Annotated in this window: 29 protein-coding genes, 1 tRNA gene and 1 riboswitch; of the genes, 12 read left to right on the top strand and 18 right to left on the bottom strand. The window is 65.7% G+C overall.

Annotated elements, in window-relative coordinates:
* Window positions 1-48 precede the first annotated feature (48 nt).
* Complete coding sequence (locus HFK18_RS19980; protein ID WP_099820085.1) at window positions 49-627, top strand: GNAT family protein; 579 nt, start codon at window positions 49-51, stop codon at window positions 625-627.
* A gap of 98 nt (window positions 628-725) precedes the next feature.
* Complete coding sequence (locus HFK18_RS19985) at window positions 726-2,222, top strand: S10 family peptidase (protein WP_180167589.1); 1,497 nt, start codon at window positions 726-728, stop codon at window positions 2,220-2,222.
* Between the two features lie 342 nt (window positions 2,223-2,564).
* Here HFK18_RS19985 and HFK18_RS19990 read toward each other — a convergent pair whose 3' ends face one another.
* Complete coding sequence (locus tag HFK18_RS19990) at window positions 2,565-3,686, bottom strand: inorganic phosphate transporter (protein ID WP_089240221.1); 1,122 nt, start codon at window positions 3,684-3,686, stop codon at window positions 2,565-2,567.
* Window positions 3,687-3,699: 13 nt separating this feature from the next.
* Window positions 3,700-4,326, bottom strand: a complete 627-nt coding sequence (locus HFK18_RS19995) for a DUF47 family protein (RefSeq protein WP_025878890.1) — start codon at window positions 4,324-4,326, stop codon at window positions 3,700-3,702.
* A gap of 292 nt (window positions 4,327-4,618) precedes the next feature.
* On the opposite strand from HFK18_RS19995, the gene HFK18_RS20000 reads away from it, so the two are divergent.
* Together HFK18_RS20000 and HFK18_RS20005 are read left to right on the top strand one after the other, a co-directional pair.
* Window positions 4,619-5,923, top strand: coding sequence for a hemolysin family protein (locus HFK18_RS20000; RefSeq protein WP_257216346.1), 1,305 nt, complete (start codon window positions 4,619-4,621; stop codon window positions 5,921-5,923).
* Entirely contained in the window at window positions 5,907-6,560 is a 654-nt protein-coding gene (locus HFK18_RS20005; RefSeq protein WP_180167591.1) for an exopolysaccharide biosynthesis protein, read from the top strand. Before HFK18_RS20000 ends, HFK18_RS20005 begins: the two co-directional genes overlap by 17 nt.
* A 127-nt stretch (window positions 6,561-6,687) precedes the next feature.
* Here HFK18_RS20005 and HFK18_RS20010 read toward each other — a convergent pair whose 3' ends face one another.
* The 4 genes from HFK18_RS20010 to HFK18_RS20025 form a co-directional block, all read right to left on the bottom strand.
* Entirely contained in the window at window positions 6,688-7,185 is a 498-nt protein-coding gene (locus HFK18_RS20010) for a pyridoxamine 5'-phosphate oxidase family protein (protein WP_100464687.1), read from the bottom strand.
* Between the two features lie 66 nt (window positions 7,186-7,251).
* Entirely contained in the window at window positions 7,252-8,247 is a 996-nt protein-coding gene (locus tag HFK18_RS20015; RefSeq protein WP_180167592.1) for an LLM class flavin-dependent oxidoreductase, read from the bottom strand.
* 201 nt (window positions 8,248-8,448) lie between these two features.
* Window positions 8,449-9,216 (bottom strand): sulfurtransferase, encoded by a 768-nt coding sequence (locus tag HFK18_RS20020; protein ID WP_180167593.1) that lies wholly within the window; start codon window positions 9,214-9,216, stop codon window positions 8,449-8,451.
* A 285-nt stretch (window positions 9,217-9,501) separates the two neighbouring features.
* A complete protein-coding gene (locus HFK18_RS20025; protein ID WP_180167594.1) occupies window positions 9,502-9,867 on the bottom strand; it encodes a DUF6164 family protein in 366 nt (121 codons plus the stop codon).
* Window positions 9,868-9,936: 69 nt separating this feature from the next.
* On the opposite strand from HFK18_RS20025, the gene HFK18_RS20030 reads away from it, so the two are divergent.
* Both HFK18_RS20030 and HFK18_RS20035 read left to right on the top strand, forming a co-directional pair.
* Window positions 9,937-10,371 carry an FKBP-type peptidyl-prolyl cis-trans isomerase gene (locus tag HFK18_RS20030; RefSeq protein ID WP_099820078.1) on the top strand — a complete coding sequence of 145 codons (435 nt, stop codon included), beginning with the start codon at window positions 9,937-9,939 and terminating at the stop codon, window positions 10,369-10,371.
* Complete coding sequence (locus tag HFK18_RS20035; RefSeq protein ID WP_257216347.1) at window positions 10,358-11,605, top strand: TIGR03862 family flavoprotein; 1,248 nt, start codon at window positions 10,358-10,360, stop codon at window positions 11,603-11,605. Before HFK18_RS20030 ends, HFK18_RS20035 begins: the two co-directional genes overlap by 14 nt.
* 25 nt (window positions 11,606-11,630) lie before the next feature.
* Here the strand turns inward: HFK18_RS20035 and HFK18_RS20040 are convergent, their stop codons facing one another.
* The 5 genes from HFK18_RS20040 to HFK18_RS20060 form a co-directional block, all read right to left on the bottom strand.
* Entirely contained in the window at window positions 11,631-12,092 is a 462-nt protein-coding gene (locus HFK18_RS20040; protein WP_180167596.1) for a GNAT family N-acetyltransferase, read from the bottom strand.
* A 43-nt stretch (window positions 12,093-12,135) separates the two neighbouring features.
* Window positions 12,136-13,758 (bottom strand): FMN-binding glutamate synthase family protein, encoded by a 1,623-nt coding sequence (locus HFK18_RS20045; RefSeq protein WP_180167597.1) that lies wholly within the window; start codon window positions 13,756-13,758, stop codon window positions 12,136-12,138.
* A gap of 45 nt (window positions 13,759-13,803) precedes the next feature.
* Complete coding sequence (locus tag HFK18_RS20050; protein ID WP_180167598.1) at window positions 13,804-15,090, bottom strand: nucleotide sugar dehydrogenase; 1,287 nt, start codon at window positions 15,088-15,090, stop codon at window positions 13,804-13,806.
* 111 nt (window positions 15,091-15,201) lie between these two features.
* A complete protein-coding gene (locus HFK18_RS20055; RefSeq protein WP_257216356.1) occupies window positions 15,202-15,654 on the bottom strand; it encodes a BLUF domain-containing protein in 453 nt (150 codons plus the stop codon).
* Window positions 15,655-15,712: 58 nt separating this feature from the next.
* Window positions 15,713-16,735: a TraB/GumN family protein gene (locus HFK18_RS20060; protein ID WP_180167599.1), complete on the bottom strand. Its 1,023-nt coding sequence runs from the start codon at window positions 16,733-16,735 to the stop codon at window positions 15,713-15,715.
* Between the two features lie 115 nt (window positions 16,736-16,850).
* On the opposite strand from HFK18_RS20060, the gene HFK18_RS20065 reads away from it, so the two are divergent.
* Window positions 16,851-16,937, top strand: a tRNA-Leu gene (locus tag HFK18_RS20065).
* Window positions 16,938-17,135: 198 nt separating this feature from the next.
* On the opposite strand, the gene HFK18_RS21980 is transcribed toward HFK18_RS20065, so the two are convergent.
* From HFK18_RS21980 to HFK18_RS20085, 4 genes are all read right to left on the bottom strand, one after another.
* A complete protein-coding gene (locus HFK18_RS21980) occupies window positions 17,136-18,098 on the bottom strand; it encodes a hypothetical protein (RefSeq protein ID WP_257216348.1) in 963 nt (320 codons plus the stop codon).
* A 138-nt stretch (window positions 18,099-18,236) separates the two neighbouring features.
* The gene (locus HFK18_RS20075) at window positions 18,237-18,794 is read right to left on the bottom strand and encodes a hypothetical protein (RefSeq protein WP_180167600.1); all 558 of its coding nucleotides are present in this window, start codon (window positions 18,792-18,794) and stop codon (window positions 18,237-18,239) included.
* A 419-nt stretch (window positions 18,795-19,213) separates the two neighbouring features.
* On the bottom strand, window positions 19,214-20,623 hold the full coding sequence (hemN, locus tag HFK18_RS20080) for an oxygen-independent coproporphyrinogen III oxidase (protein WP_180167601.1): 1,410 nt from the start codon (window positions 20,621-20,623) through the stop codon (window positions 19,214-19,216).
* A 44-nt stretch (window positions 20,624-20,667) separates the two neighbouring features.
* Window positions 20,668-21,108, bottom strand: coding sequence for a group III truncated hemoglobin (locus HFK18_RS20085; protein WP_099820071.1), 441 nt, complete (start codon window positions 21,106-21,108; stop codon window positions 20,668-20,670).
* A gap of 180 nt (window positions 21,109-21,288) precedes the next feature.
* Between HFK18_RS20085 and HFK18_RS20090 the strand changes: the two genes are divergently transcribed.
* Window positions 21,289-21,570: a hypothetical protein gene (locus HFK18_RS20090; protein ID WP_108266615.1), complete on the top strand. Its 282-nt coding sequence runs from the start codon at window positions 21,289-21,291 to the stop codon at window positions 21,568-21,570.
* Window positions 21,567-22,616, top strand: coding sequence for a 4Fe-4S dicluster domain-containing protein (locus HFK18_RS20095; RefSeq protein ID WP_180167602.1), 1,050 nt, complete (start codon window positions 21,567-21,569; stop codon window positions 22,614-22,616). Before HFK18_RS20090 ends, HFK18_RS20095 begins: the two co-directional genes overlap by 4 nt.
* 1 nt (window position 22,617) lies before the next feature.
* On the opposite strand, the gene HFK18_RS20100 is transcribed toward HFK18_RS20095, so the two are convergent.
* Entirely contained in the window at window positions 22,618-22,854 is a 237-nt protein-coding gene (locus HFK18_RS20100; protein ID WP_025875165.1) for a hypothetical protein, read from the bottom strand.
* Window positions 22,855-23,205: 351 nt separating this feature from the next.
* Window positions 23,206-23,415 (bottom strand): hypothetical protein, encoded by a 210-nt coding sequence (locus HFK18_RS20105; RefSeq protein WP_180167603.1) that lies wholly within the window; start codon window positions 23,413-23,415, stop codon window positions 23,206-23,208.
* 78 nt (window positions 23,416-23,493) lie between these two features.
* Between HFK18_RS20105 and HFK18_RS20110 the strand changes: the two genes are divergently transcribed.
* Both HFK18_RS20110 and crcB read left to right on the top strand, forming a co-directional pair.
* Complete coding sequence (locus tag HFK18_RS20110; RefSeq protein WP_223880016.1) at window positions 23,494-23,934, top strand: helix-turn-helix domain-containing protein; 441 nt, start codon at window positions 23,494-23,496, stop codon at window positions 23,932-23,934.
* A gap of 22 nt (window positions 23,935-23,956) precedes the next feature.
* Window positions 23,957-24,020, top strand: a riboswitch (Fluoride riboswitch).
* 81 nt (window positions 24,021-24,101) lie between these two features.
* A complete protein-coding gene (crcB, locus tag HFK18_RS20115; protein WP_100552116.1) occupies window positions 24,102-24,494 on the top strand; it encodes a fluoride efflux transporter CrcB in 393 nt (130 codons plus the stop codon).
* A gap of 3 nt (window positions 24,495-24,497) precedes the next feature.
* Here crcB and HFK18_RS20120 read toward each other — a convergent pair whose 3' ends face one another.
* A complete protein-coding gene (locus tag HFK18_RS20120) occupies window positions 24,498-25,331 on the bottom strand; it encodes an AraC family transcriptional regulator (RefSeq protein ID WP_100552115.1) in 834 nt (277 codons plus the stop codon).
* A gap of 182 nt (window positions 25,332-25,513) precedes the next feature.
* On the opposite strand from HFK18_RS20120, the gene HFK18_RS20125 reads away from it, so the two are divergent.
* Entirely contained in the window at window positions 25,514-26,605 is a 1,092-nt protein-coding gene (locus HFK18_RS20125; RefSeq protein WP_180167604.1) for a hypothetical protein, read from the top strand.
* Window positions 26,606-26,616: the final 11 nt, after the last annotated feature.

Raw genomic sequence — 26,616 nt, forward strand, 5'->3', positions numbered from 1 at the left:
CAAACCCTGCGGGTCCATAATGCGCGCTCATCCGCGTGGACGACCCCATTGCCCGCCAACTCGCTGCTGTTTCCCGGGCTGCCGCTGCACAGCGCGCGCCTGGTGCTGAGCCCCATCCGCCGCGATGACGCCGCGGCCCTGTTCGCCCTGCAGTCCGACCCGGACGTGATGCACTGGTGGAACCACCCGGCGTGGACGCGTCCCGCCGAAGCACGCGCGCAGATCGACGACGACCTCGCCGCACAGGCGACCGGCACGCAATTGAAGCTGGCCCTGCGCGAATCGGTGGACGGCCCGCTGCTGGGCATCTGCGTGGTGTTTGCGCTGGATCGCGACGCGGCGCGTGCCGAAATCGGCTATCTGCTGGCACCTGGCAGGCAGGGCCATGGCTACATGCATGAAGCGCTGCAGCGGGTGCTGGACTATCTGTTCAACACCCTGCAACTGCATCGGGTGGAAGCCGAGATCGACCCACGCAACCAGGCTTCGGCACATGTACTTGAGCGCCTGGGTTTCCACCGCGAAGGCCTGCTGCGGCAGCGCTGGCGCATCCGCGGTGAACTGGCGGACTCGGCCGTGTACGGGCTGCTGGCCGATGACGCTGCGCGAGCTGCCACCTCGGCTTGACCGGATCAGGCCGCAACGCGGGCCCATGCCTTTGGACACATACGGCAGGCGGCACCCCGCCCTAGCATCGGGGTCCCTTCCGCTGCCGTTCCGGTGCCATGAAGTTCCTGCTGCACTCTGCCGCGCTCTGCGTCGGCCTGCTGATCGCCCCTGCCTGCGTGGTGGCCGCTCCTGCTGCTGACAGCGCCTCTGAAACGAAAGAAGAAAAGACCGAGGCCGCTCCGCTGCCGGCCGATGCGTCGGCTCGGCAGAGCATGCGCCTGGCGGGCCGCACCCTCGACTACACCGCCACCGTCGGCACGCTGCCGGTACGCGATGCGAAGGGCAAGGTGATCGCCGATGTGGTGTTCACCGCCTACACGATGCCGGGCAAGGACCGGCCGGTGACCTTCGCCCTCAATGGCGGCCCCGGCGCGTCGTCGGTGTACCTCAACCTGGGCGCCATCGGCCCGAAGGTGGTGACCTTCGGTTCGGAAGGCGACAGCGCATCGGCGCCAGCGAAGCTGCACGACAACCCCGGCACCTGGCTGGACTTCACCGACCTGGTGTTCATCGACCCGGTAGGCACCGGCTTCAGCCGCGCGCGCATCGGCGATGACGAAGCGAAGAAGCAGCTGTACACCCCCAGCGCCGACATCGAGTACCTGTCGCGCTCGATCTACGACTGGCTGCTGCGCAACCAGCGCATGGGCGCGCGCAAGTACCTGACCGGCGAGAGCTATGGCGGCTATCGTGGCCCGCGCATCACCCACTTCCTGCAGACCCGCCTGGGCGTGGCGATGAACGGCCTGGTGCTGGTGTCGCCGTACCTGAGCCCGACCCTGGAAGACAACGCCGATGTTTCGCCGATGGCGTGGATGCAGACCCTGCCCTCGATCGCGGCCGCGCACCTGGAGCGCCAGGGCAAGCTGACCGACGCGGCGATGCGCGAGGTGGTCGAGTACACCCGCGGCGACTACGCCACCGCACTGATGAAGGGGCGCAGCGATCCGCAGGCGACCGAGGCGATGCTGCGCCGTGTGGCCGAGTTGACCGGCCTGGACCCGCAGTTCGTGCGCCGCGCTGGCGGTCGCCTGGAAACCCAGGCCTACCTGCGCGAGGTGTTCCGCGACAAGGGCACGCTGGGAAGCCGCTACGACTCCAACGTCACGGCATTCGATCCGTTCCCGAACGATCCGGAGCAGCGCGCCAACGATCCGCTGCTGGACAGCATCATCGCGCCGACCACCACGGCGATGGTCGACTTCGTCACCCGCGAGGTCGGCTGGAAGGTGGATGCGCGCTACCAGGCGCTGAACTACGACGTGAACCGTCTGTGGGATCGCAATGGCGACCTGCGCGAGGGTGCAGTGACCCAGCTGCGCCAGGCGGTGGCGATCGACCCGCATCTGCAGGTGCTGATCGTGCATGGCTGGAATGACCTGTCGTGCCCGTTCATGGGCTCGATCCTGACGGTGGACCAGATGCCGACGATGGGCAGCAATCCGGACCGCGTGCAGGTGCGCAGCTATCCAGGCGGGCACATGTTCTACAGCAGGGCTGACAGCCAGGCGGCGTTCCGCAGGGATGTGCAGGCGCTGTTCCAGCGTAATTGAGGGGTGTGTGGGCCGGGCCTGCGGCCCGGCACCCGCAGAATCAACGGCAACGGCAAAGGCTCGGTCTCTGGAGGGCGGCGGGATGGGGTGGGTGTGCAGGACACGCCGTAAACCCGTCCTTGGGGGCTCGATGGCGCCATCCATGGCGCCAACGGTCCTGCACACCCACCCCACCCCGTCGCTGGCAGGTTCACGCGACCTGCAGTAGATCCACGCCATGCGTGGATACGGGAAAATGATCTGCCATGAAAAAAGCCCGCCGGAATCCGGCGGGCTTTTTGATTTGCCGGGGTCAGATCCTTTTCCCGTAGGGAAAGGGCTCTGCCCTCAATGCCTCGGGCTTCAGGCCCAGCCGAACAGCTCGAACAGCTTCAGGATCAGGTAGGCGCAGCCGCCTGCCGCCGGGATGGTCAGGATCCAGGCCCAGACGATGCGCTCGATCACGCCCAGACGCAGCGAACGCGGGTTCTTGGCGAAGCCGACGCCCATGATCGCGGTCGAGATGCTGTGGGTGGTCGACACCGGCATGCCGAAGTGGGCGGCCACGGTCAACACGGTGGCCGAGCTCGTTTCTGCGGCGAAACCGTGGATCGGATGCAGCTTGACCATCTTGTGGCCCAGGGTCTTGATGATCTTCCAGCCGCCCGAGGCGGTACCGGCGGCCATCACCACGGCGCAGGTCAGCACGATCCACATGGCGATGCCATCACCGGCGTGCGCGTCCGGATGCATGAAGGCCAGCCACGACGGCAGGTCGTTCAACGCACCGGTCGCTTCGGCACCGATCAGGGTCATCGCGATGATGCCCATGGTCTTCTGCGCATCGTTGTGGCCGTGGGCGAAGCCCATGTAGGCCGCCGAGGCGATCTGCGCCTTGCCGAAGAACGCATTGACGATGCGCGGGCGCGCCAGTCGGCCGATCGCGCCGCCGATCTTGGCCAGGCCGGCGATCAGCGCCCACAACAGCACCATCACCACGATGCCCAGCAGGAAGCCGGCAATCGGCGAGGTGATCATCGGCACGAACACCTTCCACAGCAGGCCCTTGTTCTGCGCCCAGCTGCCGAAGCGTTCCGACCAGATCAGCGCATCCCAGTTGTTGTGGGCTGCGGCCAGGCCGGCACCACACAGGCCGCCGATCAGCGCGTGCGAGGACGAGGACGGCAGGCCCTTCCACCACGTGATCAGGTTCCAGATGATGCCGCCGAGCAGCGCGCACAGGATCACCTGCGGGGTCACATCGACCACGTTGGTGTTGAGCAGGCCCGACGCGATGGTCAGGGCCACGGCGGTGCCGGTCAGCGCACCCAGCAGGTTCATGAACGCGGCGAGCATCACCGCCCAGCCGGGCGAGAGCACCTTGGTCGCCACCACGGTGGCGATGGAGTTGGCGGTGTCGTGGAAGCCGTTGATGAACTCGAAAACGAGCGCGGCCAGGATCACCACCAGAACGAGGGTCAGCATGCTGTGGCGTCCGTCAGCTGTTCTTCAACACGATCTGGTAGGCCACCACGCCGGCTTCGCGGCAGCGGTCGATGGCCTTCTCCAGGATCTCGAAGAATTCCTTCAGCAGGAACATCTGCAGGTTGTCCAGGCGACCGGAGTAGATGTCGCGGTACAGCTCGAGCATCAGGCGGTCGGCCTCGTTTTCCAGCGAACGCAGACGCTCGTTGAGCGCGGTCATCCGGTCCAGGTTCATGTGGCGCAGGTCGGCGACCATCTCCACCACCACGCCAGCGGCCTGCTCGAGCATCGCCGCGCGCGGCGCGAAGTCGATGTGCTCCAGGTGGGTCGTGGCCAGCGAATAGCGATCGGCGAACTTCTCGATCTGCTTGGGAATCTTGTACAGGGCCGAGCCCAGCGCTTCGATGTCTTCGCGCTCGATCGGGGTCATGAAGCTGTCCACCAGCGCCTGGCTGATCTTGTCCGAGGCCGCGCGCTCGCGCAGGCGGGCCAGCTTGAAGGCATCCAGGGCGGGCTGGCGATCGGCGTCGCGCAGCATCGAATGCAGTGCCTTGGCGGCATCGGAAGCCGCGACGGCAGCCTCATCAAGCAGGGTGTAGAACTGTTTGCCGGAACCGAAAATGGTCTGCAGAGAGAACATTGAGAAACCTGTCAGCCGTCGCGGGAAGGACGGCACCAGTGCGAATTATGACGGCTAGATGACCATCACGGGTATCCCTGCCCCCTTTTGGGGGCCGGGAGGCCCAAAACTGAACAGGCATTTGCCACCCGGCCACGGCCCTTTGCTAAGATGCCAGCGCGCCCTCGGGCGCACCTTATGGACGACGACCCTTATCTCCCAGCGCCGCGCCGGACCCTGTTCCTGAGCGCCTGCCGCCATCGCAAGCACCCGCCCTCCCTGCCACCAACCGGGGACGATGCCCGTGTTTGAAATGATCCTGATTGTCTTCGCGCTCGTTCTGCTGAACGGCTTCTTTGCCATGTCCGAGATGTCGGTCATGACCTCGCGCAAGAGCCGGTTGAAGCAACTGGCCGGCACCTCCAAGCGCGCGGCCAAGGCACTTGAGCTGTCGGAGAAGCCGGAAGCGTTCCTGTCCACCGTACAGATCGGCATCACCGTGATCGGCGTGCTGACCGGCTTCCTCGGCGGCGAAGCACTGGGCGAGGCCATTGCCGGCTGGATCCAGGGGCTGATGCCGGGCTTCGCCTATGCCGGTGCGGTTGGCAAGGCGCTGGCGGTCACCTTCATCACCTTCATCACGCTGATCTTCGGCGAACTGGTACCCAAGCGCCTGGCCCTGACCCGCTCGGAGGACATCGCCGGACTGGTGGCGCTGCCGATGAGCTGGCTGGCCAAGCTGGCCTTCCCCTTCGTCTGGCTGCTGTCAAAGACCACCCAGCTGGTGCTGCGCCTGTTCGGCCTGGGCAAGGACGAGGTCGCGTCGGTCACAGAAGAAGAGATCCGCATGCTGGTGGCCGAGAGCCACGAGGCCGGCGTGATCGACAGCCACGAACGCGACATGATGAACCGCGTGATGCGCTTGGGCGACCGTACCGCCGACAGCCTGATGACCCCGCGCAACCGGATCGCCTGGCTGGACACGCTGGGTGGCCTGGACAAGAACCTGGAAATCATGGCCGAGCATGAGTTCTCACGGTACCCGGTGTACCGCGACAACGACATGGACGTGGTCGGCGTGCTGGAGCTGAAATCGCTGGCAACACGCATGGCACGCGGCGACAACGCGCTGTTCCAGACCCTGCGCGAGCCGCTGTACGTCTCTGAATCCACCCATGCGATGAAGCTGCTGGAGATCTTCCGCGAAGAGCAGCAGTCGATGGCGCTGGTGGTGGACGAGTACGGCGAGATCCAGGGCCTGGTGACCATCAGTGACCTGATGGGCGCGGTGGTCGGCCGCCTGCAGGCGACAGAGAATGCCGACGAAGACGCGCTGGTGGTGACCCGTGAAGACGGTTCGCTGCTGGTGGACGGCTCGCTGCCGATCGAGGACCTGCGCGAGCTGATCGGCAGCAACGACCTGCCCGACGCCGAGGATGGCGACTACTACACCCTGGCCGGCATGTGCATCCACTTCTTCGGTCGCATCCCGCACGCGGGCGAGTACTTCGACTGGGCCGGCTGGCGCTTCGAGGTGGTCGATCTGGACGGTGCGCGCGTGGACAAGTTGCTGCTTCGCACCCTGTCCGACGAGCAGGCCGATGAGCTCACCGCCTGAGTCCGGCCCCGGCGCTGCGCCGCCGGAGTACCGCAACGAGGGCATCCGCACCCTGCTGGCGATGTTCGCCTTCGGTGACCCGGCCCAGCACATGAAGCTGGGGCAGATCCTGCAGGATCTGCAGCAGAGTGCCTTCGGTGTGTTCCTGTTCGTCGCCATCCTGCCGGCCTTCATCCCCATCCCGGGGCTGGGCGGTGCGGTCAGCGGGCCGCTGGTGATCCTTATCGGCCTGCAGATGCTGTTCTGCATGCGCCGGCCCTGGCTGCCCGGCTTCGTCGCCCGTCGCGGGCCAAAGCGCGGCACCATGCACCGGTTCCTGGACCGCATCGACGGTGCCCTGCGCCGCCTCGACCGCATGCTCAAGCCGCGCATGCCACAGATGCTGACGCCTGCCCCCGCCCACGCCTTCAGCGGCCTGCTGCTGGTGCTGCTGGGCCTGCTGCTGTCGCTGCCGATTCCGTTCACCAACTACCTGTTTGGTTTCCAGCTGCTGCTGTTCGCGCTTGCGCTGCTGGAGCGCGACGGTGCGCTGATGTTGTTCAACTGGGTGGCTGCCGTGGTGGCGATCGCATTCTTTGGTTTCAGTTCCGGGCAAATGGTGGGTTACACCGTCGAACTGTTCCAGCGCTGGTTCTGAGCGCAGGCAATTCCCGGGCGCTTCCCATCCACGCATGGCGTGGATCTACTTCGGATCACCTGCATCCACGCGTGGCGCGAATCTACCTTGAACCCAGTAGATCCACGCCATGCGTGGATGCGGCACCTCAACGCAGGTCGATGAAGCCGTTGTCGCCCAACTGTGCCGGCTCATCCTGCACGGCCGACAACACGAAACTAAGGGCCGAGCCCAGCAGCGTGCCCGGCCCGTCCCAGTATTCAGCGGTCTCCGCACGCACGTGGATCAACCGCAATTTCGGATCATCGGGACCACCGGGAAAGAACAGCTTCATCGCCGGCGACCACAGCTCTTCGACCTTGGCGCGGTCATCGACGATGCGCGCCACACCCGCCACCGAGACATACGTGTTCTTCGACGGTGAGGCATAGGCCACGTTGACCCGTGGGTCGAGCGCGATCTCCGCCACCTTGGGGCTGTCTGCAGCGGTGGCGAACCACAGGTCACCATCGAAGGCGACCTGCTGGGTGCCGAGCGGGCGGCTGTAGAGACGCCCGTCGACGCCGCGGGTGGTGAACATCGCCACCTCCACGTCCTTGATCAGTTCGGCCAGCTGGGCAATGTGTTCGGTGCGGGACTCGTCCATGGGGGACTCCAGAGAGGGGAACCCCATCAGACGCGTTCGCGCCGCAAATTGCCGTGACGCAATTGTTCAGCCCGCGTGGCGGGCGTGCCACGCGTGCATCGCCAGCTCGAACGAACGCAGGCGCGCGCGATGGTCGTACAGGTTGGCGGTAAGCATCAGTTCGTCGGGCTGGTGGCGTTCGACGAAGGCTGCGATGCCGTCGGCCACCTGCTGTGGATCACCCAACACCGTGCACGCCAGCGCCCGCTCCACGCCCAGCTTCTCGTGCGGTTCCCAGAACGCTTCGATGTCGTCGATCGGCGCCGGGATCTTGCCCGGACGGCCACGACGCAGATTGACGAAGCTCTGCTGCTGGCTGGTGAACAGCCGGCGCGATTCGGCCTCGCTGTCACTGGCCACCACGTTCAATGCCAGCATCGCGTGCGGCTGCTTGAGCGTGGCCGAAGGGCGGAATTCACGGCGGTACACCGCCAGCGCTTCATCCATGGAATCGGGCGCGAAGTGCGAGGCGAAGGCGTACGGCAGGCCCATCGAGGCGGCCATGCGCGCGCCGAACAGGCTGGAACCAAGGATCCAGGTTGGCACCCGCAGGCCGCCACCCGGTACCGCCTGCACCGCCTGGCCGGGCTGCACCGGTTCGAAGTAGTGCAGCAGTTCGCGCACGTCCTGCGGGAACTGGTCGGCGCTGTCGAAATAGCGGCGCAGCGCGCGCGCGGTCGGCTGGTCGGTACCCGGTGCACGGCCCAGGCCCAGGTCGATGCGATCCGGGTACAGCGAGGCCAGGGTGCCGAACTGCTCGGCCACCTGCAGCGGCGCGTGGTTGGGCAGCATGATGCCGCCGGCGCCGACACGAATGCGTTTGGTGCCACCGGCGACATGGCCGATCAGCACCGCGGTGGCGGCACTGGCGATGCCGGGCATGTTGTGGTGTTCGGCCAGCCAATAGCGGCGGTAGCCCAGCGCATCGGCATGCTGGGCCAGCTCGAGCATGTTGGCGAAGGCGGCAGTGGTATCGCTGCCCTCGCAGACCGGGGCCAGGTCGAGGATCGACAACGGGATCATCAGGCGGTTTTCCGTTACAGGATCCCCTGTTGATGGGGTCGCCCCGCCCCGGCGGCCAGTGCCGGTAGCGGGACGCTGATTCCCGTTGGGCGGGCTCAGGGCCCGCCGGGCTTGATCCGGTAGTGCCGGCCGCTGGCCGGCAGGCAGAGAGCCGTGGCAGCCGGCCAGCGGCCGGCTCTACCGGGGCACCGACATTTCAGCTCAGAAGGCGCTGGGCCGCGGCTCGGCCAACGGTTCGTCCACCAGCGGCTTCAGTTCGGCGTCCAGCGCAATGCGTTCGTCGAACACGAAGCAGCGGCCTTCGTAACCCTCGCCACCCACTTCCTCGAAGTAACCGAGGATGCCGCCATCGAGCTGCAGCACGTTGTCCATGCCGTCGTTGAGCATCCACAGCGCTGCCTTCTCGCAGCGGATGCCACCGGTGCAGAAACTGACCACGGTGCTGTCCTTCAGCGCCTCGCGATGGGGTGCCAAGGCTTCGGGCAGATCGGTGAACTTGTGGATGGGCAGTACCAGCGCGTCCTTGAAGGTGCCGTACTCGATTTCCTGCAGGTTGCGCGTATCGAGCATCACCACCGGCTTGCCGGCATCATCGTGCCCCTGCCGCAGCCAGCGCTGCACCGTGGCGGGATCGATCGCCGGCGCGCGCGGGTAGTCCAGCGGCTGGCCATCGTCCCGGCGGAAGCTGATGATCTCATCCTTGACCTTGGCCTTCAGCCGCGCGAACGGCTGGTGCTCGCTGAAGCTGGTCTTGACCCGCATGTCGGCGAAGCGCGCATCCGCACGCAGTTCCGCGTAGAAGCCATCGACAGCAGACGGTGCCCCCGCCAGGAACAGGTTCAGCCCCTCGCCCGCCACCAGGATCGTGCCCTGCAGGCCAGCCGCCTCGGCACGCGCCTGCAGCTGGTCGCACAGGGCCTGGGGAGCGTCGATGACGGCGAAATGATAGGCAGCGGTATTGGCGATCATCCCGCCATTTTACCGCCTGACCGCCCCCATCGACAGATTCACGGGTCGGAGCCCTCTGCGCAGCGGAGGGATCCGACCCCGCAGATCACGGGAACTGTCAGAGGCGGGGCGGTGTGGGCAGGCGGGGGCGCAGAGCGCCATGGATGGCGCTCTACGAGGCACGCAGGAGCAGCTTTTGCCGTCCCCCGCCTGCCCACACCGCCCCGCCCACCACGGAACGCCCGCCGTTGCTGTTGCTGTTGACGTTGCCTCTGCGGGTGCCGGGTGCAACCCGGCCGAACACCCTTACCCCCGCAGCAGCATGAACGGCAACAGCACCAATGCCGCCGCCACCGCCATGCCCAGCAGCACCAGCACCACGAACCCAGGGCGACGCCGGAACAGGCTGCCAAAGGTCTCGGCAGTACCATCGCGCAGGGCCTGCTCGCGCTCGGCGCGCACCCGCCCGCCGCGGGCCGTCTGGTACTCGGCCATCAGCGCCTTGGCACGCGGCTGGTCGGCATCCTCGCGCAGCCACAGGCCACCATTGGAGATGCCCCAAGGGCTGGGTTCGGTGCGGTACCAGGCGATGCCATGCTGGTCGAGCAGCGTGCAGACATCGGCATATTCGTCGTTGCCGACATTGCGCAGATTGAGCAGGAGTTTTGCCATGTGCCCATGATACCCGGCGCCGATGCGCTAACCTTGCCGCCCTTGACTCATCACCCCCGGAGACGCCTGATGCGCCGCCTGCTGCTTCCCCTGCTGCTGTCCCTCGCCGCCGTTGGTTGCTCGTCGGAACCGCCTGGCCCGCCGCCGGGAGGCACCATCGCCGCTTTCGAGCGCATCGACACCCAGCCAGGCAGCGGCGCCGAGGCCGTGCCGGGCCAGAAGGTCAGCGTGCATTACACCGGCTGGATCTACGACGAGCGCGCCGACAACAAGCACGGCAAGACCTTCGACAGTTCGGTCGAACGCGGCGAGCCGTTCACCTTCACGCTGGGCGCCGGCCAGGTCATCCGCGGTTGGGATGAAGGCGTGGCCGGCATGAAGGTCGGAGGCAAGCGCACGCTGATGATTCCGCCGGAATTCGGCTATGGCGATCGCCAAGTCGGCCCGATCCCGGCAGGTTCATCGCTGGTGTTCGATGTCGAGCTGCTCAATGTCCAGCAGTGAAGTACGCCCGCCGCGCCGCGTCGCCGTCATCGGCGGCGGCCCGGCGGGGTTGTTTGCCGCTGAGAGGCTGCGCGCGGCAGGGATCGACGTTGATCTGTACGAGGCCAAAGGCTCGCCGGGCCGCAAGTTCCTGATCGCAGGCAAGGGGGGGCTCAACCTCACCCATTCAGACCCGCGTCCGCTGTTCGACAGCCGCTACCGCGAGCAGGCCGCCAGCGTCGGCCAATGGCTGGACGGCTTCGATGCACAGGCGCTGCGCGACTGGGCCGCAGGCTTCGGTGTGGAAACCTACGTCGGCAGTTCCGGCCGCGTGTTCCCGGTTGACCGCAAGGCCGCACCGCTGCTGCGCGGCTGGGTTCGCCGGCTGAAGGAACAGGGCGTGCGCCTGCACGTCAACCATCGCTGGCTGGGCTGGAGCGAAGACGGCGCACTGCGCTTTGCCACCGAGACGGGTGTGCTGGACGTGCGCGCCGACGCGACCGTGTTGGCGCTGGGTGGCGGAAGCTGGCCGCAGCTCGGCAGCGACGGCGCATGGGTTCCGGCATTGCGGGCCCGCGCCGTGGATATCGCGCCGCTGCAATCGGCCAACTGCGGATTCGACGTTGCCTGGACACCGTTCTTCGCGCAGCGCCACGCGGGTGCACCACTGAAGCCGGTCGTCGCGCATTGGCATGACCTCGACGGTGAGCCCCGCTCGCTACAGGGCGAGTGCGTGGCCAGCGAGTACGGTATCGAAGGCAGCCTGATCTATGCCCTGTCGGCCGACCTGCGCGACACCATCAACCGCGACGGCCACGCCACGCTGTGGCTGGACCTGGTGCCGGGCCGCGACGAGGCGCGCCTGCAGGCCGATCTCTCGCAGCCGCGCAAGGGTCGCAGTTTCGGCGAGCACCTGCGTCGCCAGGCTGGGCTGGACGCCGTGAAGACCGCACTGGTATTCGAAACGCTGGGCAAGGATGCCGGCAACGATCTGTCCGCCGTAGTCACCACATTGAAGCGGTTGCCGCTGCGCCTGTTGCGCCCGCGGCCGATGGCCGAGGTGATAAGTACGGCAGGCGGCGTGCGCCTGGATGCGCTGGACGATGGATTGATGCTGCGTGCCGTGCCGGGCGTGTTCTGCGCGGGAGAGATGCTGGACTGGGAAGCACCGACCGGTGGCTACCTGTTGACGGCCTGCTATGCCAGCGGACTGCGCGCGGCAGAGGGCGTGACCGCGTGGTTGGCCACGCGTTGATCAAGGTGCGGTAGCGCCGGGCACATCAGGCTGGCCGGCGCATCTTCACCGAAGCCAATGCCACGCCACTGGGATGCGGATACAGTTCCTCGCGTTCGGCAACGAAGCCTTGCCGCTGGTAGAACGGCACGGCATTGAGCGAGGCCGACAACACCACCTCGCGTGTTGGATCGGCCATCGCCAGCAGCCGCTGCATCAGCGCCTGGCCAACCCCCTGCCCGCCCTGAGCCGGATCAACGAACAGCGCGTCGATCTCATTACCCTCGGCATCGAGCACACCGAACCCCAGCACGTCGCCCCGATCATCCTCGGCGACGACACAGCCGCCCTGCCCCAGCAACCGCGAGTACTGCACCGGCGGTGGCGATGCCGACCACGGCGCGATCACCTCCGGCGGATAGTGGCTGCTGCACAGCTCGCGTACGCAACGCGTTCGCAAGGCCCACAGCGTGCTTACATCATCGTTGGTGCCGGTCCTGAACTGCATGCAATCTCCGTATGCGTCTGCTTTTCATGTCCTGCAACGCGACTCATCGCGACTTGCTGGCCCGCAGCGCCTGGATCTTCGGCGGCGGCTGGAAGGAATCACTGCGCGCATCGGCCCAGAACGAATGGAACACCGCGTGGTCGGGCACCTTGTGCAGCAGCTCGCCCGGCTCCAGGTAGCGGTACAGCGAGGCCAGCGAACGGATCTCGACCGGCGACACCCGGCGCAGGATGTGTTCCGGACCGAGCTCGGCCGGATCGTTCAAGCCCGCCGCACACAGCAGCTCCTTCAGCGCGTGCAGGGTGTGCTCGTGGAAGCTGTACACGCGCGTGGCCTTGTCCGGTGCATCCAGATGCTTCCAGCGCGCCGGATCCTGGGTAGCGATGCCGGTCGGGCACTTGTCGGTATGGCAGCTGAGCGACTGGATGCAGCCCAGCGCGAACATGAAACCGCGCCCGGCATTGCACCAGTCGGCGCCCATCGCAATGGTGCGGGCGATATCGAACGCGCTGGTGATCTTGCCGGCCGCGCCGATGCGGATGTGCTCGCGCAGGTCCAGGCCCACCAGGGTGTTGTGCACCAGCAGCAACGCCTCGTGCATCGGCACACCCACGTGATCGACGAACTCGGCGGGTGCCGCACCGGTACCGCCTTCGGCGCCATCGACGACGATGAAGTCAGGCAGCAGACCGGTTTCGTGCATCGCCTTGGCGATGCCGAACCATTCCCACGGGTGGCCGATCGCCAGCTTGAATCCCACCGGCTTGCCACCGGACAGCTCGCGCAGGCGGGCGACGAACTGCAGCAGTTCAACCGGCGTGGAGAACGCCGAATGGCGTGACGGAGAAACACAGTCCACGCCCATCGGCACGCCACGCGTCACCGAGATCTCGGCCGTCACCTTCGGCGCCGGCAGCACGCCGCCGTGGCCCGGCTTGGCGCCCTGCGAAAGCTTGATCTCGATCATCTTGACCTGCTCAAGCGCGGCGTTGATGGCGAAGCGTTCCTCGCTGAAGCCGCCCCTCTCGTCACGGCAACCGAAGTAGCCCGAGCCGATCTCCCAGACCAGGTCGCCGCCCATCTCACGGTGATACGGCGAAATCGAGCCTTCGCCGGTGTCATGGTAGAAACCACCCCGGCGCGCGCCTTCGTTCAACGCACGGATCGCATTGGCCGACAGCGAGCCGAAACTCATCGCCGAGATGTTGAACACGCTGGCCGAATAGGGTTTGGCACAGTTCGCACCGATCAGCACGCGGAAATCATGCTTGGCGATGGTGGTCGGGGCCAGCGAATGGTTGATCCATTCGTAGTCCACCGCATAGGTGCTGCGCAGGGTGCCGAAGGGCACCGTATCCATCTGGTTCTTGGCACGCTGGTAGATCAGCGCGCGCTGCTGCCGCGAGAACGGCACATCTTCCAGATCGCTCTGCACGAAGTACTGGCGGATCTCCGGGCCGATGGATTCCAGGCCGTAGCGGAAGTGCGCCATCACCGGATAATTGCGGCGCAGGGTGCTGCGCTTCTGCAGCAGGTCCCAGGTCCCCAGCGCCACCATCGCAGCTGTAAGGCCGACGCCCCAATACCAGGCCGGCCAGATCGTGGCCAGCCACAGGCAGATCGGAAACATCAGGATGGCGAGCAGGTAGACGATATACCGGTGCATGGCGTTCCTCGGTTGCAACTGCCCCCGAGTCTACCGCGCAAGCACCTACAGGCGATCGTCGACCACGCTGCGCGGCCAGGCGGACTTCACGTCGTAGACCAGTCCGCCGGGCGCCAGCAGGCTGCGGATATGGGCATCGTCCATCGCCTTGAAGCTCTCATGAGCCACCGCCAGCACCACTGCGTCGTAGCTCCCCGCCGTCGGCTCAGCCAACCAGTTCACACCCTCGTCCGCCAGTGCGGCCGGCCCCACCCATGGATCGCTGACATCCACCTGCGCGCCGCCGTCGGCCAGCCGCTGGGCCAGTTCCAGCGCGCGACTGTTGCGCAGGTCCGGGCAGTCCTCCTTGAAGGTCACGCCCAGCACCAGGATGCGCGAGTGCGCCGGTGAGCGACCGCGTTCGGCCAGCATCGCCAACACACGATTGGCCACATGTTCGCCCACCCGGTTGTTGACCTGCCGCGCGGTATGGATGAGGTCGGGGTGGTAGCCCATGCTTTCCGACTTGTGCAGCAGGTAGTACGGGTCCACGCCGATGCAGTGGCCTCCCACCAGCCCCGGACGGAACGGCAGGAAGTTCCATTTGCTGCCTGCGGCGTCGAGCACATCCTGGGTGTCGATGCCGAGGCGATCGAAAATCAAGGCCAACTCGTTGACCAGCGCAATGTTGACGTCACGCTGGATGTTCTCCACCACCTTGGCCGCTTCGGCGACCCGCATCGACGGCACCGGGAAGGTGCCAGCCGTGATGATCCGCTGGTACAGGCCATCGACCACCGCAGCCACCTGTGGCGTTGAACCGGATGTGATCTTGCGGATGTCGGCCAGGCGCCGTTGACGATCGCCAGGGCTGACCCGCTCGGGGCTGTAGCCGCAGTAGAAATCCTCGTTGAAGCGAAGGCCCGAGCCCTGCTCCAGCAGTGGTACGCAGACTTCTTCGGTGGTGCCGGGGTAGACGGTGGATTCGTAGATCACCAGGTCACCGGCGCGAAGATGGCTGGCGATCAGTCGCGTCGCCGAGCGCAATGGCTCCAGATCGGGCTGCTCGTAAGCATCGATCGGCGTGGGCACGGTGACGATGTACACGTTGCAGGCGTCCAGCTGCGCCGGATCGCTGCTGTAGCGCAGCAGCGACGCGCTGGCCAGTTCGTCCGGCTCCATCTCCAGGGTGTGATCCTGCCCGCCAGCCAGTTCGGCGATGCGCGCAGCGTCGATGTCGTACCCCAGCGTGGGCAGCTGCCGGCCGAAAGCCACCGCCAACGGCAGCCCGACATACCCCAGGCCGATGATGGCCGGGGACGGCATCTGTGCTGCGCCGATCGGCGCGCTCACGCGCGGCGTCCAGCAGCTGGCGACGGTGTCCAGTGGGTCATGCGAGGGTCCGGGTGCAGGCAAACATGCCGACAAGATTAACCGCGGCAGCGCCGCCAGACCACGCCGGACTCAGGATCCGAGGCTGACGGCAGCCGGCTCGAGCTCGCCGTGCCCCCCGGTCCAGGCCCGCAGCAACAGGCAGAAGCCGTGGTCCAGATGGTTCTGTTCCAGACTGAAACCGTGCCACGGGGCCGCCACGATGCTGGTCAGCGTCGCCGGATCCACATGCCGGTTGGCCATCGTCCAGCGCGGGAACCAGCGGGTCGCGATCGGGCCTGCGGCAAGCTGGACGACGCTGCCGTGGCGCCGCGCGTTGCTGATGCGCGCGTGCACCGAGGCCAGACCATCCCGCGGACCTTCGATGTACTGCAGGAAACGGCTGCCATCGAACATCAGCACTCCGGTCACTCCGGCCATGCGATTGAACGCCGTCGCATCGGCCAGCAGCGCATCGAGCTCAGGCACGTCCAGTCCCTCCCTGGCCGTGCTGACATAGGCGTACGCATGCAACGGCATGTCCATCACTCCCCTCCTGAGTGCAGAGGAATATGACAGGAAGCACGAGGACTTCAAGCGTTGGTTATTCCGGCGGCGCCTCTACCTGGTAGCCGCGCTGCACCAGCGCGTCCAGATAGCCTTCGCCCAGCAGCAGGCTCACCGGCACCGTCGCGAACGTGCCAGCGTGGTGGGTCAGCGCCGCATCCACGCCCTGCAGCCAGCGCGTGCGCACCTGCTGTGGCATGTCGCTCCAGCCACGCCTGCGCACGAAGGCCGAATCCTGCAGCAGTTCGCGGCAGGTCTGGGCCATCGCCGAGCCCGACAGCCGACGCAGTGCGGCAACATCGCCGAGTGCCCAGGCATTGGCCCGCTCACGCAACACCGGTGCCTGGAACTCCACGGTGTCGAGCGTGCGTTCGAAGCATGCGCGGTCATCGACTTCGGTGGCCTGCAGTTCCTTCAACGTGCCACGGATGTCGTCGACCTTCAGCTTCACCTGCACGTCTTCAGGCTTCAGATCGTGGGCCTTGTAGGCGCGCCCGAGTGCTTCCTTCACCTGCTTGCCGTCGCGCAGGCCGTTGCGCTTGAGGAACGCCTGGTACAGGCGACCGGAGGCCACCAGCGGACGGTCCTTTTCCACGCCACGGTCATTGCCCAGGTAGGTCTGTTTCAGCCCCAGCCAGCGTGCGTACGTTGCCGCCGGCAGGATCTGATCCAGCGTGCGCCCCTGCGGATCACGCGCGGTCTTCATCGCCAGCGGCAGCAGGGTCAGGCCCTGGAACACACCGATCTTCGCATCGAGGCTGAAGCCCGGATCGCCCAGCACATGGTCGACACCGGCGATGGTCCGTTCGACTTCATCCGAGCGCCATTGCACGCCGCTTGGCAACGGCGAGACCGTTCCCAGGATCCACAGCACATGCCCCTGCGGAGCGGTGACCTTCCAGAGGCCGGGGCCGGGTTGTTCGCCGGTCACCTGCACCGTGTCCATGTCCACCACGGGGCCCGTGGGTGCTGGTGCCTGCTGCGCGGCGGCCGGACCTATCGCCAGCATCAGCCCCAGCACGGCACTGCATCCGATCCATCGCTTGCCACGTGCACGCATATTGCCATTCCCGGAAACGTTGGCGGACTGTACCCAGCCCCGCGCCCGACTGCGTAAAAGCAGCGTTAGCCGGCGGCAGCGGCGGCGATTCCGTTACAATCGGCGCGCGCTGCAGGCCCGGATGGCGAAACTGGTAGACGCATCGGACTTAAAATCCGCCGGGGGCAACCCCATGCCGGTTCGATTCCGGCTCCGGGCACCAAGGGCTTTGCGATTTTTCAGCGAGTTTCGTTCGCTCCGCAGTTTCCAGCGCGCTCCGCAAATGGAAGATTGATCGACACAAGGACGACTATGAGCAACACCTTCAAGACCACAACTGGCGCCGATAAAACTTGCGCCAACTGCGGCTCCGTCTACAGCACCACGATCTTCACTGCGCCCTTCAAGGACAACGATGCCGTCAACTGCGGTGTCTGCGGGAAGGTACTGGACAGTTGGAGGTCGACATCGATACCCACCTATACCCTGAAGCAACGCGGCCCTGGTGCACCGTCCAAGGAATGATGCCGCAGCATGGAGATAGCACCGCTGCGACCGTCCGTCGCACGACGCCTTCCAGATCACTAAACGCCCCCGACGCATCTGCTGAAGACCGGCCCTCACCCAAGCGTTGCGGACGTCCCTCGGTCGGGGCTTGGTCGCCGACGGCTTGGGCGGCTCTAGGGCTTCCTTGACTCGCGCCATAGCGGTGGCCGTAGCCTCGGCCAAGCGCCAGGCCTGTTGCTGCTGCTCTCGCGTCGGCGGCAGGCCTGGCAGCGGGACGAGCGGTTCGGCAGGCGCGGAGTCCAGCAGCCGAACCACAGCCGCGCGCAGGCGCATCTCCGGGTAGGGCCTGGCCGCGCATCAGTGCTCGGCGTAGCGCATGCCGTGCTTGGCTGGAACATCCTTCGTCTGCCACGTTTTTCGGGCATTCAGCCGCACGCGCACAGCGCCATCCTTGCCACATCTGACGTTGGCGATCTGTCGACCGCTGCACCACAACACCCAGCTCGCCCCAATCAGGACCCAGCCAGAGGGGATTGGAGCGGTGCGGAAGCCTTTTCAGATCGCCCAGCTTGCCCATGGCGCGCTCGATCTTGTTGCCGGCGACGCGCACGTCTTCCCGGGCCTTCTTCGTCTCCTTGGTCTGCAGCGATCGCTCTGCATCGGCCAGGCGCTTCCGGTTGGCGAAAAGCTCCTGCTCGAGGACGGCAGCCTCGACCTGGTTCCATTGCTGAATCTCCGCCCACACTGCCCGCTCTACCGGGCTGGTACCGGCACGGAACGCATCACCCATCGACTTCGGGGTCTTGGACCGCTTCTTGCCCGGGTCCTGGACATAGAGCGCGGCGAACTCCTGCAGCGACACGGTGGAACCGGTCATGCGCACCAGCGTCTGGTAAGCGGCCGTGATCTGGGCGGAGTAGCACGTGGGCCCACTCTGCCGACGACTTCCTTCCCACCACGTGAGGACAGTGACGCCCCCGTGGGGGCGCCTTTCAACGATTTTTAGATGATCCAATCAGAGCCAGATGTAGCCCATGATTCCTTCATTCACTGGATGCTTCACGCCTTCGCAGTTGGCGTCCAACGTATCGAAGTGGTCTGCCCAGTTGTTCGGCTTCAGTCCTCCACGCATGCAGCGGTACAACGGCACAGTGCCCGGGAGCTGCGTCGAGGCGATGTAGCCCGTAATCGGCATGCCGTTCGTGGTCTTCATATGGCCTTCGCAATTCGGGTCCATCGAAGAGAAGCTATCCATCCAGTTGTTATTGAGGCATGCGTACATCGTCACGCTGCCTTCGAATGGATAGTAGGAAATGAAGCCCAAAGTGCCTTCCTTCCTCCCCGGGTGCTTCATTCCACCCGGAGTGTTCAGCGGCCGCGCCGAGAACGTGTCATCCCGATTGCGCCAACGCTCAAGTTCAACCAGCTGAACCCCTCCCGGCAAATCCGCCGCCTGCGCATTGGCTTCCGCCAAGAGCTTGGGTGAGGCCCCCAAGTAATCCACTTCCTGTGCGGACGCATTCAGGGCCAGAGATCCGGCCAAGACGGCTGCTACAGCGATCATCTTCTTCACATCTACTCCTTAGAGAATGGACATACAGATTTCCAGCGGGCGTCTTGCCCGCACGTCGATTCTAGAGCAGGAAAATTTGTGTCACCGAGACCCAGATCGAATTTGGCGTGCAACACGACCAAGTTTGAATGGTCGCTCGCCAATGCCCCCCGGCGCCCTAGACGAACCCAGCGGCACCTCAGTCAGGTCCACGATGAAAATCGAGACGTTCTGCGCCCCCATCGTTACGCCGCCCACGGGAAAAGTGTTTCTGAGGAGAATCTGCGAAAAAATCTCATCCCTGGACATGAAAACGCTGTTTTCGCTCGTCATATGAAACACATCAGCAAAGGCCGTACACCGGTCCTGGGCCGCACCCAGACCGAGACCAGCGGCGGCATGGCTGCTCGTCGCAATGGTGGCAAGCGCTGAGGCTGCGCTCAGATCGCCCGCGAGTAGCGAGGCTGCTCCTGGGCAACACGCAGATAGGGATCGAAGCACATCGCCAGCAGGCGCAGCAACGGCCGTCCGGGCTCGCTGGTGCGCACCACGCCGTCGCGGTACTCGGCCAGGCCATCCTGCTGCAGGCGCTGCACGGCCTGCAGGTCTTCAGCGAAATAGGTCTCGAAGTCGATGCCATGGCGCTGTGCCAGTGACGTGCCATCCACTTCCCCCTGGCACATCAACTGCTGGATCAGCTCGGCACGCAGCTCGTCGTCGGCACTGAGCGCGACGCCGCGCCAGACCGGCAGTTGCCCCTGGTCCACTGCGTTCTCCCACGACGGCAGGTCGCGCGGATTCTGGCTGTAGGTGGCACCGATGTGGCTGATCGCGCTCACGCCGAGGCCAAGCAGATCGGTGTCGGCATGGGTCGTATAGCCCATGAAATTGCGATGCAGCTGGCCGGCGCGCTGGGCACGCGACAGATCCTCTTCCGGCAATGCGAAGTGGTCCATGCCGATGTACTGGTAGCCGGCTGCGGACAGGCGCTCCACCGCCAGGCCGAGCAGCGCGAGCTTGTCTTCCGGCGAAGGCATGCGGCTTTCGTCGATCTGCCGCTGCGCGCGGAACAGGTGTGGCAGATGCGCATAGCCGTACACCGCCAAGCGATCCGGGCGCAGCGCCAGCACCAGTTCCAGGGTGCGGCCGAAGCCCTCCAGGCTCTGCCCGGGCAGACCGTAGATCAGATCGACATTGACCGAACGCATGCCGTTGTCGCGGCACGCGCGCAGGATGTCCAGCGTCTGCCGCACGCCCTGCACGCGGTTGATCGATTCCTGCACCTGCGGGTCGAAATCCTGCACACCCAGGCTGGCGCGGTTGAAGCCGAGCCGGGCCAGCATCGCCACGTCGCTGGTGTCGATGAAGCGCGGGTCCAGTTCGATGGAAAAATCACGCTGCGAGGAATCGCTGAAATCGAAGCGCCGGCGCAGGCCCTCGACCAGTGCGGTCATCGCATCGGCATCCAGGAAATTCGGCGTGCCACCGCCGAGGTGCAGCTGGATCACTTCACGGCCGTCGGCGAACTGCGGTGCCAGCAGGTCCGCCTCGGCCAGCACGCGTGACACGTAGCTGTGGCCACGTCCGCGGTCGCGGGTGATCACCCGGTTGCAGCCACAGTAGAAGCAGGGGCTGGAGCAGAACGGCACATGGACGTACAACGACAGCGCGCGCGCCAGCGGGTTGCTGTCGGCGATCGCCTGGCGCAGCGCCGGTGCATCGAAGCCGTCGTGGAAGTGCGGTGCGGTGGGATAGGAGGTGTAGCGCGGGCCGGGCCGGTCATGCCGGCGCAGCAGATCGGGATCGAAGGTCCAGGCCAGGCCACCGGCAGCGGGAGAGAACGTGTCCATGGCGCCAGCATCGCGCCAAGCCAGGCGGTGCGCCTTGACCCAGATCAATCCTTGGCGGGGACGCCCAGCACCGGCAGCATGACCTGCGGCCAGCGCAGCATCTGGTAGCGGCGCCAGAAGGTTTCGGCGATGCGGGCGGCCACATCGTCGGCCAGCGCCTGCATCGGCGGGTTGTTGCATTCGGCCGTGGTGATGTGGAACAGCACCAGCCAGCGATCGAACAGATCCTTTTCCAGATCGATTGCCATGTGCTTGGACATCGGCGAGCCCTTGAACCTGCGCGTCCCGCGCAGCATCGCCGACCAGAAATCCACGAGCTGGGCCAGGTGTTCGGGCCAGTCTTTCACGTGACCTTCGAACACCGGCCCTAGACGCTCCTCGTCACGCACGCGCGCGTAGAAATCGTGAACCAGCCGGGTCACTTCCTCCTCGCTGCACAGCTCTGGTGAAGCAACGGGAATATCGGTCTTGGGCGTTGCGTTCATCAGGGCACCAAATGCGGATCGGCAGTGTGCCGCAGGCCGCCACCACTACTGTTGATCCAGATCAATGTCAGCGCACTGCGGCGCACCTAGGCTGACACGCTTGCAGGAAGCATGCCCTGCGGATGCTGCGCCAACCACGGCGAAGTATACGCGCCGCCCTCTTCTTCAACCCGAACCCGCATGAACACACCGTCTTCCAGCCGCCAGCGGCGTATCCAGCAGTGGGGCGCAGTCCTGTGGCCCAGCTTCATCGCCGCCGGCCTGGCCTGCGTGGTGTTCTTCGCCTTCGTCGATCCACTGCGGCTGCAGGCAATCAGCTTCCCGGGTACGGCCATCAGCCGTGAGCTGGGCTACACCGCAGGGTTCTTCATGTTCTGGGCCGTCACCGCACTTTCCAGCGCGGTGACCGGCTACCTGCTGCGGCCGATGCCGAGCGAAGAGGATGAGGAGCCACTGGGATGAGCGTCGCCACGAGGCCGCCACCGCACCCATGGCGTTGGCGCCGTGCGCTGGGCCTGGCACTGCTGATCCTGTTCCATGCCCTGCCGTGGCTGCAATGGAATGGGCGGCAGGCCCTGCTGCTGGACCTCAACGCGCGCCGCTTCGACCTGTTCGCGTTGACACTGTGGCCAGACGATATCGGCGTGCTGCTGGGCCTGCTGGCGGTGATGGCAGTGGGTCTGGCCCTGCTCACCCATCTGGCCGGCCGCGTTTGGTGCGGGCATGCCTGTCCGCAGACGCTGTGGACACGGGCCTTCGATGGGATCGCGCAGGCCCTGGCCCGCGTGCTGCCCGCGCAGGCAGCGCGGCCGTTTACCCACGTGGTCTGGTTGCTGCTGTCGCTGTGGACCGGGATCACCTTCGTAGGACTGTTCAGTCCGATCCGCGAACTGGTCGCCGGCGCGTTCGATGGCAGCTGGAGCGGCTGGGAGACCTTCTGGGTGCTGTTCTATGCCGGCGCCACCTGGGGCAACGCCGGGTTCCTGCGCGAGCAGGTGTGCCGATCGCTCTGTCCGTTCGCGCGCATGCAGCCGTTGCTGACCGACCCGCACACCCCGCGCATGCTGTATGACCCACGCCGTGGCGAGCCACGCGGCGCCCGCCCGCCGGCATTGGGCGGCGTGCTCGGGCGCGGTCGTGGCCTGCTCGACCCGACCACCGCGCAGGACTACGTTTTCCGTGCCGCACATCCACTGCTGGCCGGACCGATGCCGACCTTCAGTGCGGATCGGCTGGGCGACTGCATCGATTGCATGGCCTGCGTACGCGCCTGCCCGATGCAACTGGACATCCGCCATGGTCCACAGGCCGATTGCCTGGCCTGCGGCGCCTGTCTGGAAGCGTGCACCCGGCAACAGCAGCAGGCGGGCTTCGGGCCCGGCCTGATCAGCTATTGCAGCCCGCAGGTGATGGCAGGCCAGCCGCGCCGGTGGTGGCGCCCCCGCACCACTGTCCTCGCATCGATGCTGCTGGCGCTGTTGGCCTGTGGCGTCTGGCGCCTGTTCTGAGTCAGCCCGGGTCGCCCGGGCGCGGCGGTACCAGCTGGGCGCGACGGACGATGCCCAGTTGTTCGATGATCAGCGCCATTTCGTTGGTGACATCGGTCCGCCCGGTCCCCTGCGGAACCAGACGATCAAGCACCTGCTGGTAGGTATCCCAGAACGCCGGACCGCATCCGTGTTTGTGATAACTGGCTTCCAGTTCGCGGCGTACCCGTTCAGCCAAGCCATGCATGCCGTATTCCATACGACCTCCGTTTGACTTGTTCTGCATCGTTGACGGTCGACCAATTCACTTGCGAGCTACTGAAAGACTCCCGGCCTTCACAACCGGTTGATGCCAATTAGTCATAGATTTCACGACACGTCAATTACAGGGCACGACTTTCGCGATTGAAATTATTAATCGTTCATGAAAGGCCGTAACGAAGGGGATCGCGAATCTCCGTGCCGATGTCGACACTGCTCGCCAACGAACCCGGGTGCCCATCACAGATCAGACCATCGCTGCGAGCGGGGCGATCGATTCTGCCTATATTGCTAAGCATGCTTAGCAAATTGACCTTAGCGGTCTGTCTGCGACAGTCTTGGACGCATCTCATGCGATTTCATCATTCGGATCCTGATCCAGAGGGAACAGCGCGGGGTACCGCTGCTGCAGGATGTAGCGCCTCAGCGGCGGGATGGGAAAGCCTCTGGGCCATTGCGAGACAGCGGATCTGCTGATTCCAAACAATCTGGCGAGCTCCGCGTCGGTGGAAAAGCCCAGCCGCGCGCGGACCTGCCGCTTGCTCCAGAATTCGTCCATTTTCGATCCCTTTCATCATCAAACTTATTCTTGCGCCAAGGCCTCTTTCGATTCCACGCGTTAAGCTGGCTTGCATAGATGAATACTCTTGGACAACGACTCGCGGTCGCCATGAAGGACGCCGGGCATGCACGCCCGGCCGACCTGGCGCGTGCCGCCGAAACGACGACGGCAACGGTCAGCAACTGGCTCAACGACCACGTCAAAGCCAACCACGTGAAAGCCGAACAGCTGTTCCGCATCGCCGATGCGGTGAAGCTGGACCCGCGGGAGCTGCTGTTCGGCCCGTTGGGACGGGGTGTCGGCGAACGCGGCACGGCCTACATGCACATGCCCAGCGAAGCCCATCTGGATGTCTGGCAAGCGGCCTATGAGCTGGTCGCCCACATCCTTGCCGAGCGCGGCCTGGAGGTCGGCTACCGCCGTGAAGCCACGCTGGGGCTGATGGCCCATGACCTGCTGATGGAGGGCGTCAGCCGCGGCAAGGTCGCACGCGTGGTGATGACTGCCCTGCCCTGACCCATCGCGGGCTGGTAGCATGGCTGCCGATGGGGATGGGGCTCCCCCGATAACCGCCTGAGATGGCTGATGGCTCCTGCTGCGACGAACCCGGCGTTCGTCGATGGCAGGCATTGCCCGCCATTGCGTACGCCGTCGAACCTGCGAACCCGCACTCGAGGCAAGCAATGCAGACGTTGAACAACTATGTGCTGGTATTCCTGGGCGGCGGTGTCGGCGCCTGCCTGCGTCACGCCTGCAATCTGATCGGCGCCCGCGTCGCTGTCGGCAGTTCGTGGCCCTGGTCGACCTTTCTGGTCAACATCAGCGGCGCCTTGCTGATGGGTGTAGTGGTGGAGGCATTTGCCCTGCGCAACGGCGCCTCGCCGCAACTGCGCCTGCTGCTGGCCACCGGCATTCTTGGCGGCTACACCACGTTCTCCACCTTTTCGCTGGAAACCGGCCTGCTGCTGCAGCGGGGCCAGCATGGCCTGGCCGCACTCTACGCGGGCGGCTCGGTAGCCCTGGGCCTGGCCGGGCTGTTCGCCGGCATGAAGCTGACCCGGCTCGCGCTGGGGTGACACTCAACCGGCAGCAACGCGCGCCTGCCCCCGCCACTGTCGTGGCGATTGCCCGGTGTGCGCTTTGAACGCTCGCGACAACGCCGCCTCGCTGCCATAGCCGACCTCGTCGGCGATCCGTTTCAACGGTCGGCCCTGGCGCAACGCCTGCTGTGCCAGGCCAACCCGCCACCCCTGCAGATAGTGACCGGGGGTGGTTCCCATGGCCTCGCGGAAACTGGCGGCGAACACGCTGCGTGACATGCCGGCAACGTCAGCCAGATCCTCCAGTGTCCAGGCCTGGGCCGGTGCCTCATGCATCGCCACCAGCGCCAACCGCAGGCGTGGGTGGCCGAGCCCAGCGAACAGGCCGCCGCGCATCTCGCCCCCCTCCATCAGCTGCCGCAGCACCTGGATCATCACCACCTCGAACAGACGGTTGACCATCACCGCTCGACCGCAACGTTGCTCGAATGCCTCCTCGAACAGCAGCTCCAGGGCGGCATGGCCGCCGTACAGATCGGCCAAGGGCAGGCAGATGAAATCGGGCAGCGCCGCACTGATCGGGTTGAGCCTGCCACCTTCGAAATGGAGATTGGCGCAGGCCATGTCGGCGCCGTGCTGAGGATCGGTATGGAAGCGGTGCGGCATCGGGCGCGGATACAGCAGCAGGCTGGGAACATCGACCTGCACCGTCTGCCCGCCATGGCTGACCTGCAATGGACCGCGCCGCACCAGATGCAGCTGGCCGGCCTCGCCCTCTCCTTCGAGACTGTTGATGCCACACAGCGCGCCGGCATGGAACACCGAGGCGGTGACCGCGAAGCGTTCGAGCAGGATGGCGAGACGATCGGCCATGACGGGACTCCAGGTCAAACGAAAGGAGACAGATATGCCAGATCGTATCGGATTCGACCATGCTGTGCGCGGCACTGGCCGCCGTGCCGGGGCGGCGCTATACAAGTGACACATCCTGCCGGCAAGCCGGCAATTGATCGCACCGAGGGGCAAAGCCAATGCCAACCACACCCGCCCCAGCGATGCCCAGGACACGCACGCTCCACCGGCTGGCCCTGGCATTTGCCCTGCTGCTGCCGCACACCCTGCTGTCCGCCGCACCTGCAGCCACGCCGCGCACCTCCAGCGGCGAGCTGCAGGACGCACGCTGGCGCCTGGACGTGCCCGCCGACTGGAACGGTGAACTGGTGATGCTGGCGCATGGCTATGAGCCGGTCGGCTCGCCGCAGCCATCGCCAATGCCGGCCAACGACAGCACCGCCGGCCTGCTTGCAGCGGGCTACGCCGTTGCCCAGAGCGCCTATACCAGCCAGGGCTGGGCAGTGGCAGATGCGATCGACGACATGGAACGCCTGCGCGTGCAGGCCCTGTCCGAATTGAAGGTCGTACATCGCACCTGGATCCTCGGTTTTTCGATGGGCGGCGCGGTAGCCATCGCCACCCTCGAACGCCTGCCGCAGCACTACAGTGGCGGCGTGTCGCTGTGCGGCGCCAACCTGCCCGGCGAGCAGTTGGCCAACGACCTGCTGACTACACTGGTGGCGTTCGATTATTTCTTCCCCGAGGCCGAAGGGCTGCCCCGCCAGGGGCTGGCATCGGCAGAAGCGGCGGCGCTATCGCAGATGGCGCTGTATCAAGGCATCGCTGCCGCGCTTCAGACTCGACCGGCCGTCGCTGCGCAACTGGCCACACGGCTGCAGGTAAGCGCCGAGGCATTGCCGGGCACGATCAGCCTGCACGCGATGATCCTGCACGAACTGGCGAAGCGCGCTGGCGGCATGCCGGTCGGCAACCTTGCGACGGTCTATCGTGGATTCGGTGACGACAAGGCGTTCAACGCAGGCGTGCAGCGGCGCGCGGCGGTCACGCTGGCACAGCGATATGTGCGCGGCAAGCTGGCATTGACCGGCGCGGTCAAGCGACCACTGGTGATCCAGTTCAACAACAATGACCCGAGCATCGTGCCGCGCATGCAGACGGTGTACCCGCGCCTGGCCAAACGCGCAGGCGCAACGCCATTACCGCGGGTGCTGCCGCCGGTTGGCGAAGGTCATTGTGGCTTTACCGATTCACAGGTAGTCGAGGCGCTCAAGGCAGCAGCGGTTGCCCGCTGAATGCCCAACCG

Source organism: Stenotrophomonas sp. SbOxS2 (genome assembly GCF_013416715.1).
In the GTDB taxonomy this organism is placed as follows: Bacteria; Pseudomonadota; Gammaproteobacteria; order Xanthomonadales; family Xanthomonadaceae; genus Stenotrophomonas; species Stenotrophomonas lactitubi.

Excerpts from the sequence above, each read along its gene's own strand:
- HFK18_RS19985 (WP_180167589.1), top strand. The coding sequence starts at position 726 with ATGAAGTTCCTGCTGCACTCTGCCGCGCTCTGCGTCGGCCTGCTGATC.
- HFK18_RS19990 (WP_089240221.1), bottom strand. The coding sequence starts at position 3,686 with ATGCTGACCCTCGTTCTGGTGGTGATCCTGGCCGCGCTCGTTTTCGAG.
- HFK18_RS19995 (WP_025878890.1), bottom strand. The coding sequence starts at position 4,326 with ATGTTCTCTCTGCAGACCATTTTCGGTTCCGGCAAACAGTTCTACACC.
- HFK18_RS20000 (WP_257216346.1), top strand. The coding sequence starts at position 4,619 with ATGATCCTGATTGTCTTCGCGCTCGTTCTGCTGAACGGCTTCTTTGCC.
- HFK18_RS20005 (WP_180167591.1), top strand. The coding sequence starts at position 5,907 with ATGAGCTCACCGCCTGAGTCCGGCCCCGGCGCTGCGCCGCCGGAGTAC.
- HFK18_RS20010 (WP_100464687.1), bottom strand. The coding sequence starts at position 7,185 with ATGGACGAGTCCCGCACCGAACACATTGCCCAGCTGGCCGAACTGATC.
- HFK18_RS20015 (WP_180167592.1), bottom strand. The coding sequence starts at position 8,247 with ATGATCCCGTTGTCGATCCTCGACCTGGCCCCGGTCTGCGAGGGCAGC.
- HFK18_RS20020 (WP_180167593.1), bottom strand. The coding sequence starts at position 9,216 with ATGATCGCCAATACCGCTGCCTATCATTTCGCCGTCATCGACGCTCCC.
- HFK18_RS20025 (WP_180167594.1), bottom strand. The coding sequence starts at position 9,867 with ATGGCAAAACTCCTGCTCAATCTGCGCAATGTCGGCAACGACGAATAT.
- HFK18_RS20030 (WP_099820078.1), top strand. The coding sequence starts at position 9,937 with ATGCGCCGCCTGCTGCTTCCCCTGCTGCTGTCCCTCGCCGCCGTTGGT.
- HFK18_RS20035 (WP_257216347.1), top strand. The coding sequence starts at position 10,358 with ATGTCCAGCAGTGAAGTACGCCCGCCGCGCCGCGTCGCCGTCATCGGC.
- HFK18_RS20040 (WP_180167596.1), bottom strand. The coding sequence starts at position 12,092 with ATGCAGTTCAGGACCGGCACCAACGATGATGTAAGCACGCTGTGGGCC.
- HFK18_RS20045 (WP_180167597.1), bottom strand. The coding sequence starts at position 13,758 with ATGCACCGGTATATCGTCTACCTGCTCGCCATCCTGATGTTTCCGATC.
- HFK18_RS20055 (WP_257216356.1), bottom strand. The coding sequence starts at position 15,654 with ATGGACATGCCGTTGCATGCGTACGCCTATGTCAGCACGGCCAGGGAG.
- HFK18_RS20060 (WP_180167599.1), bottom strand. The coding sequence starts at position 16,735 with ATGCGTGCACGTGGCAAGCGATGGATCGGATGCAGTGCCGTGCTGGGG.
- HFK18_RS21980 (WP_257216348.1), bottom strand. The coding sequence starts at position 18,098 with ATGACCGGTTCCACCGTGTCGCTGCAGGAGTTCGCCGCGCTCTATGTC.
- hemN (WP_180167601.1), bottom strand. The coding sequence starts at position 20,623 with ATGGACACGTTCTCTCCCGCTGCCGGTGGCCTGGCCTGGACCTTCGAT.
- HFK18_RS20085 (WP_099820071.1), bottom strand. The coding sequence starts at position 21,108 with ATGAACGCAACGCCCAAGACCGATATTCCCGTTGCTTCACCAGAGCTG.
- HFK18_RS20090 (WP_108266615.1), top strand. The coding sequence starts at position 21,289 with ATGAACACACCGTCTTCCAGCCGCCAGCGGCGTATCCAGCAGTGGGGC.
- HFK18_RS20095 (WP_180167602.1), top strand. The coding sequence starts at position 21,567 with ATGAGCGTCGCCACGAGGCCGCCACCGCACCCATGGCGTTGGCGCCGT.
- HFK18_RS20100 (WP_025875165.1), bottom strand. The coding sequence starts at position 22,854 with ATGGAATACGGCATGCATGGCTTGGCTGAACGGGTACGCCGCGAACTG.
- HFK18_RS20105 (WP_180167603.1), bottom strand. The coding sequence starts at position 23,415 with ATGGACGAATTCTGGAGCAAGCGGCAGGTCCGCGCGCGGCTGGGCTTT.
- HFK18_RS20110 (WP_223880016.1), top strand. The coding sequence starts at position 23,494 with ATGAATACTCTTGGACAACGACTCGCGGTCGCCATGAAGGACGCCGGG.
- crcB (WP_100552116.1), top strand. The coding sequence starts at position 24,102 with ATGCAGACGTTGAACAACTATGTGCTGGTATTCCTGGGCGGCGGTGTC.
- HFK18_RS20120 (WP_100552115.1), bottom strand. The coding sequence starts at position 25,331 with ATGGCCGATCGTCTCGCCATCCTGCTCGAACGCTTCGCGGTCACCGCC.
- HFK18_RS20125 (WP_180167604.1), top strand. The coding sequence starts at position 25,514 with ATGCCCAGGACACGCACGCTCCACCGGCTGGCCCTGGCATTTGCCCTG.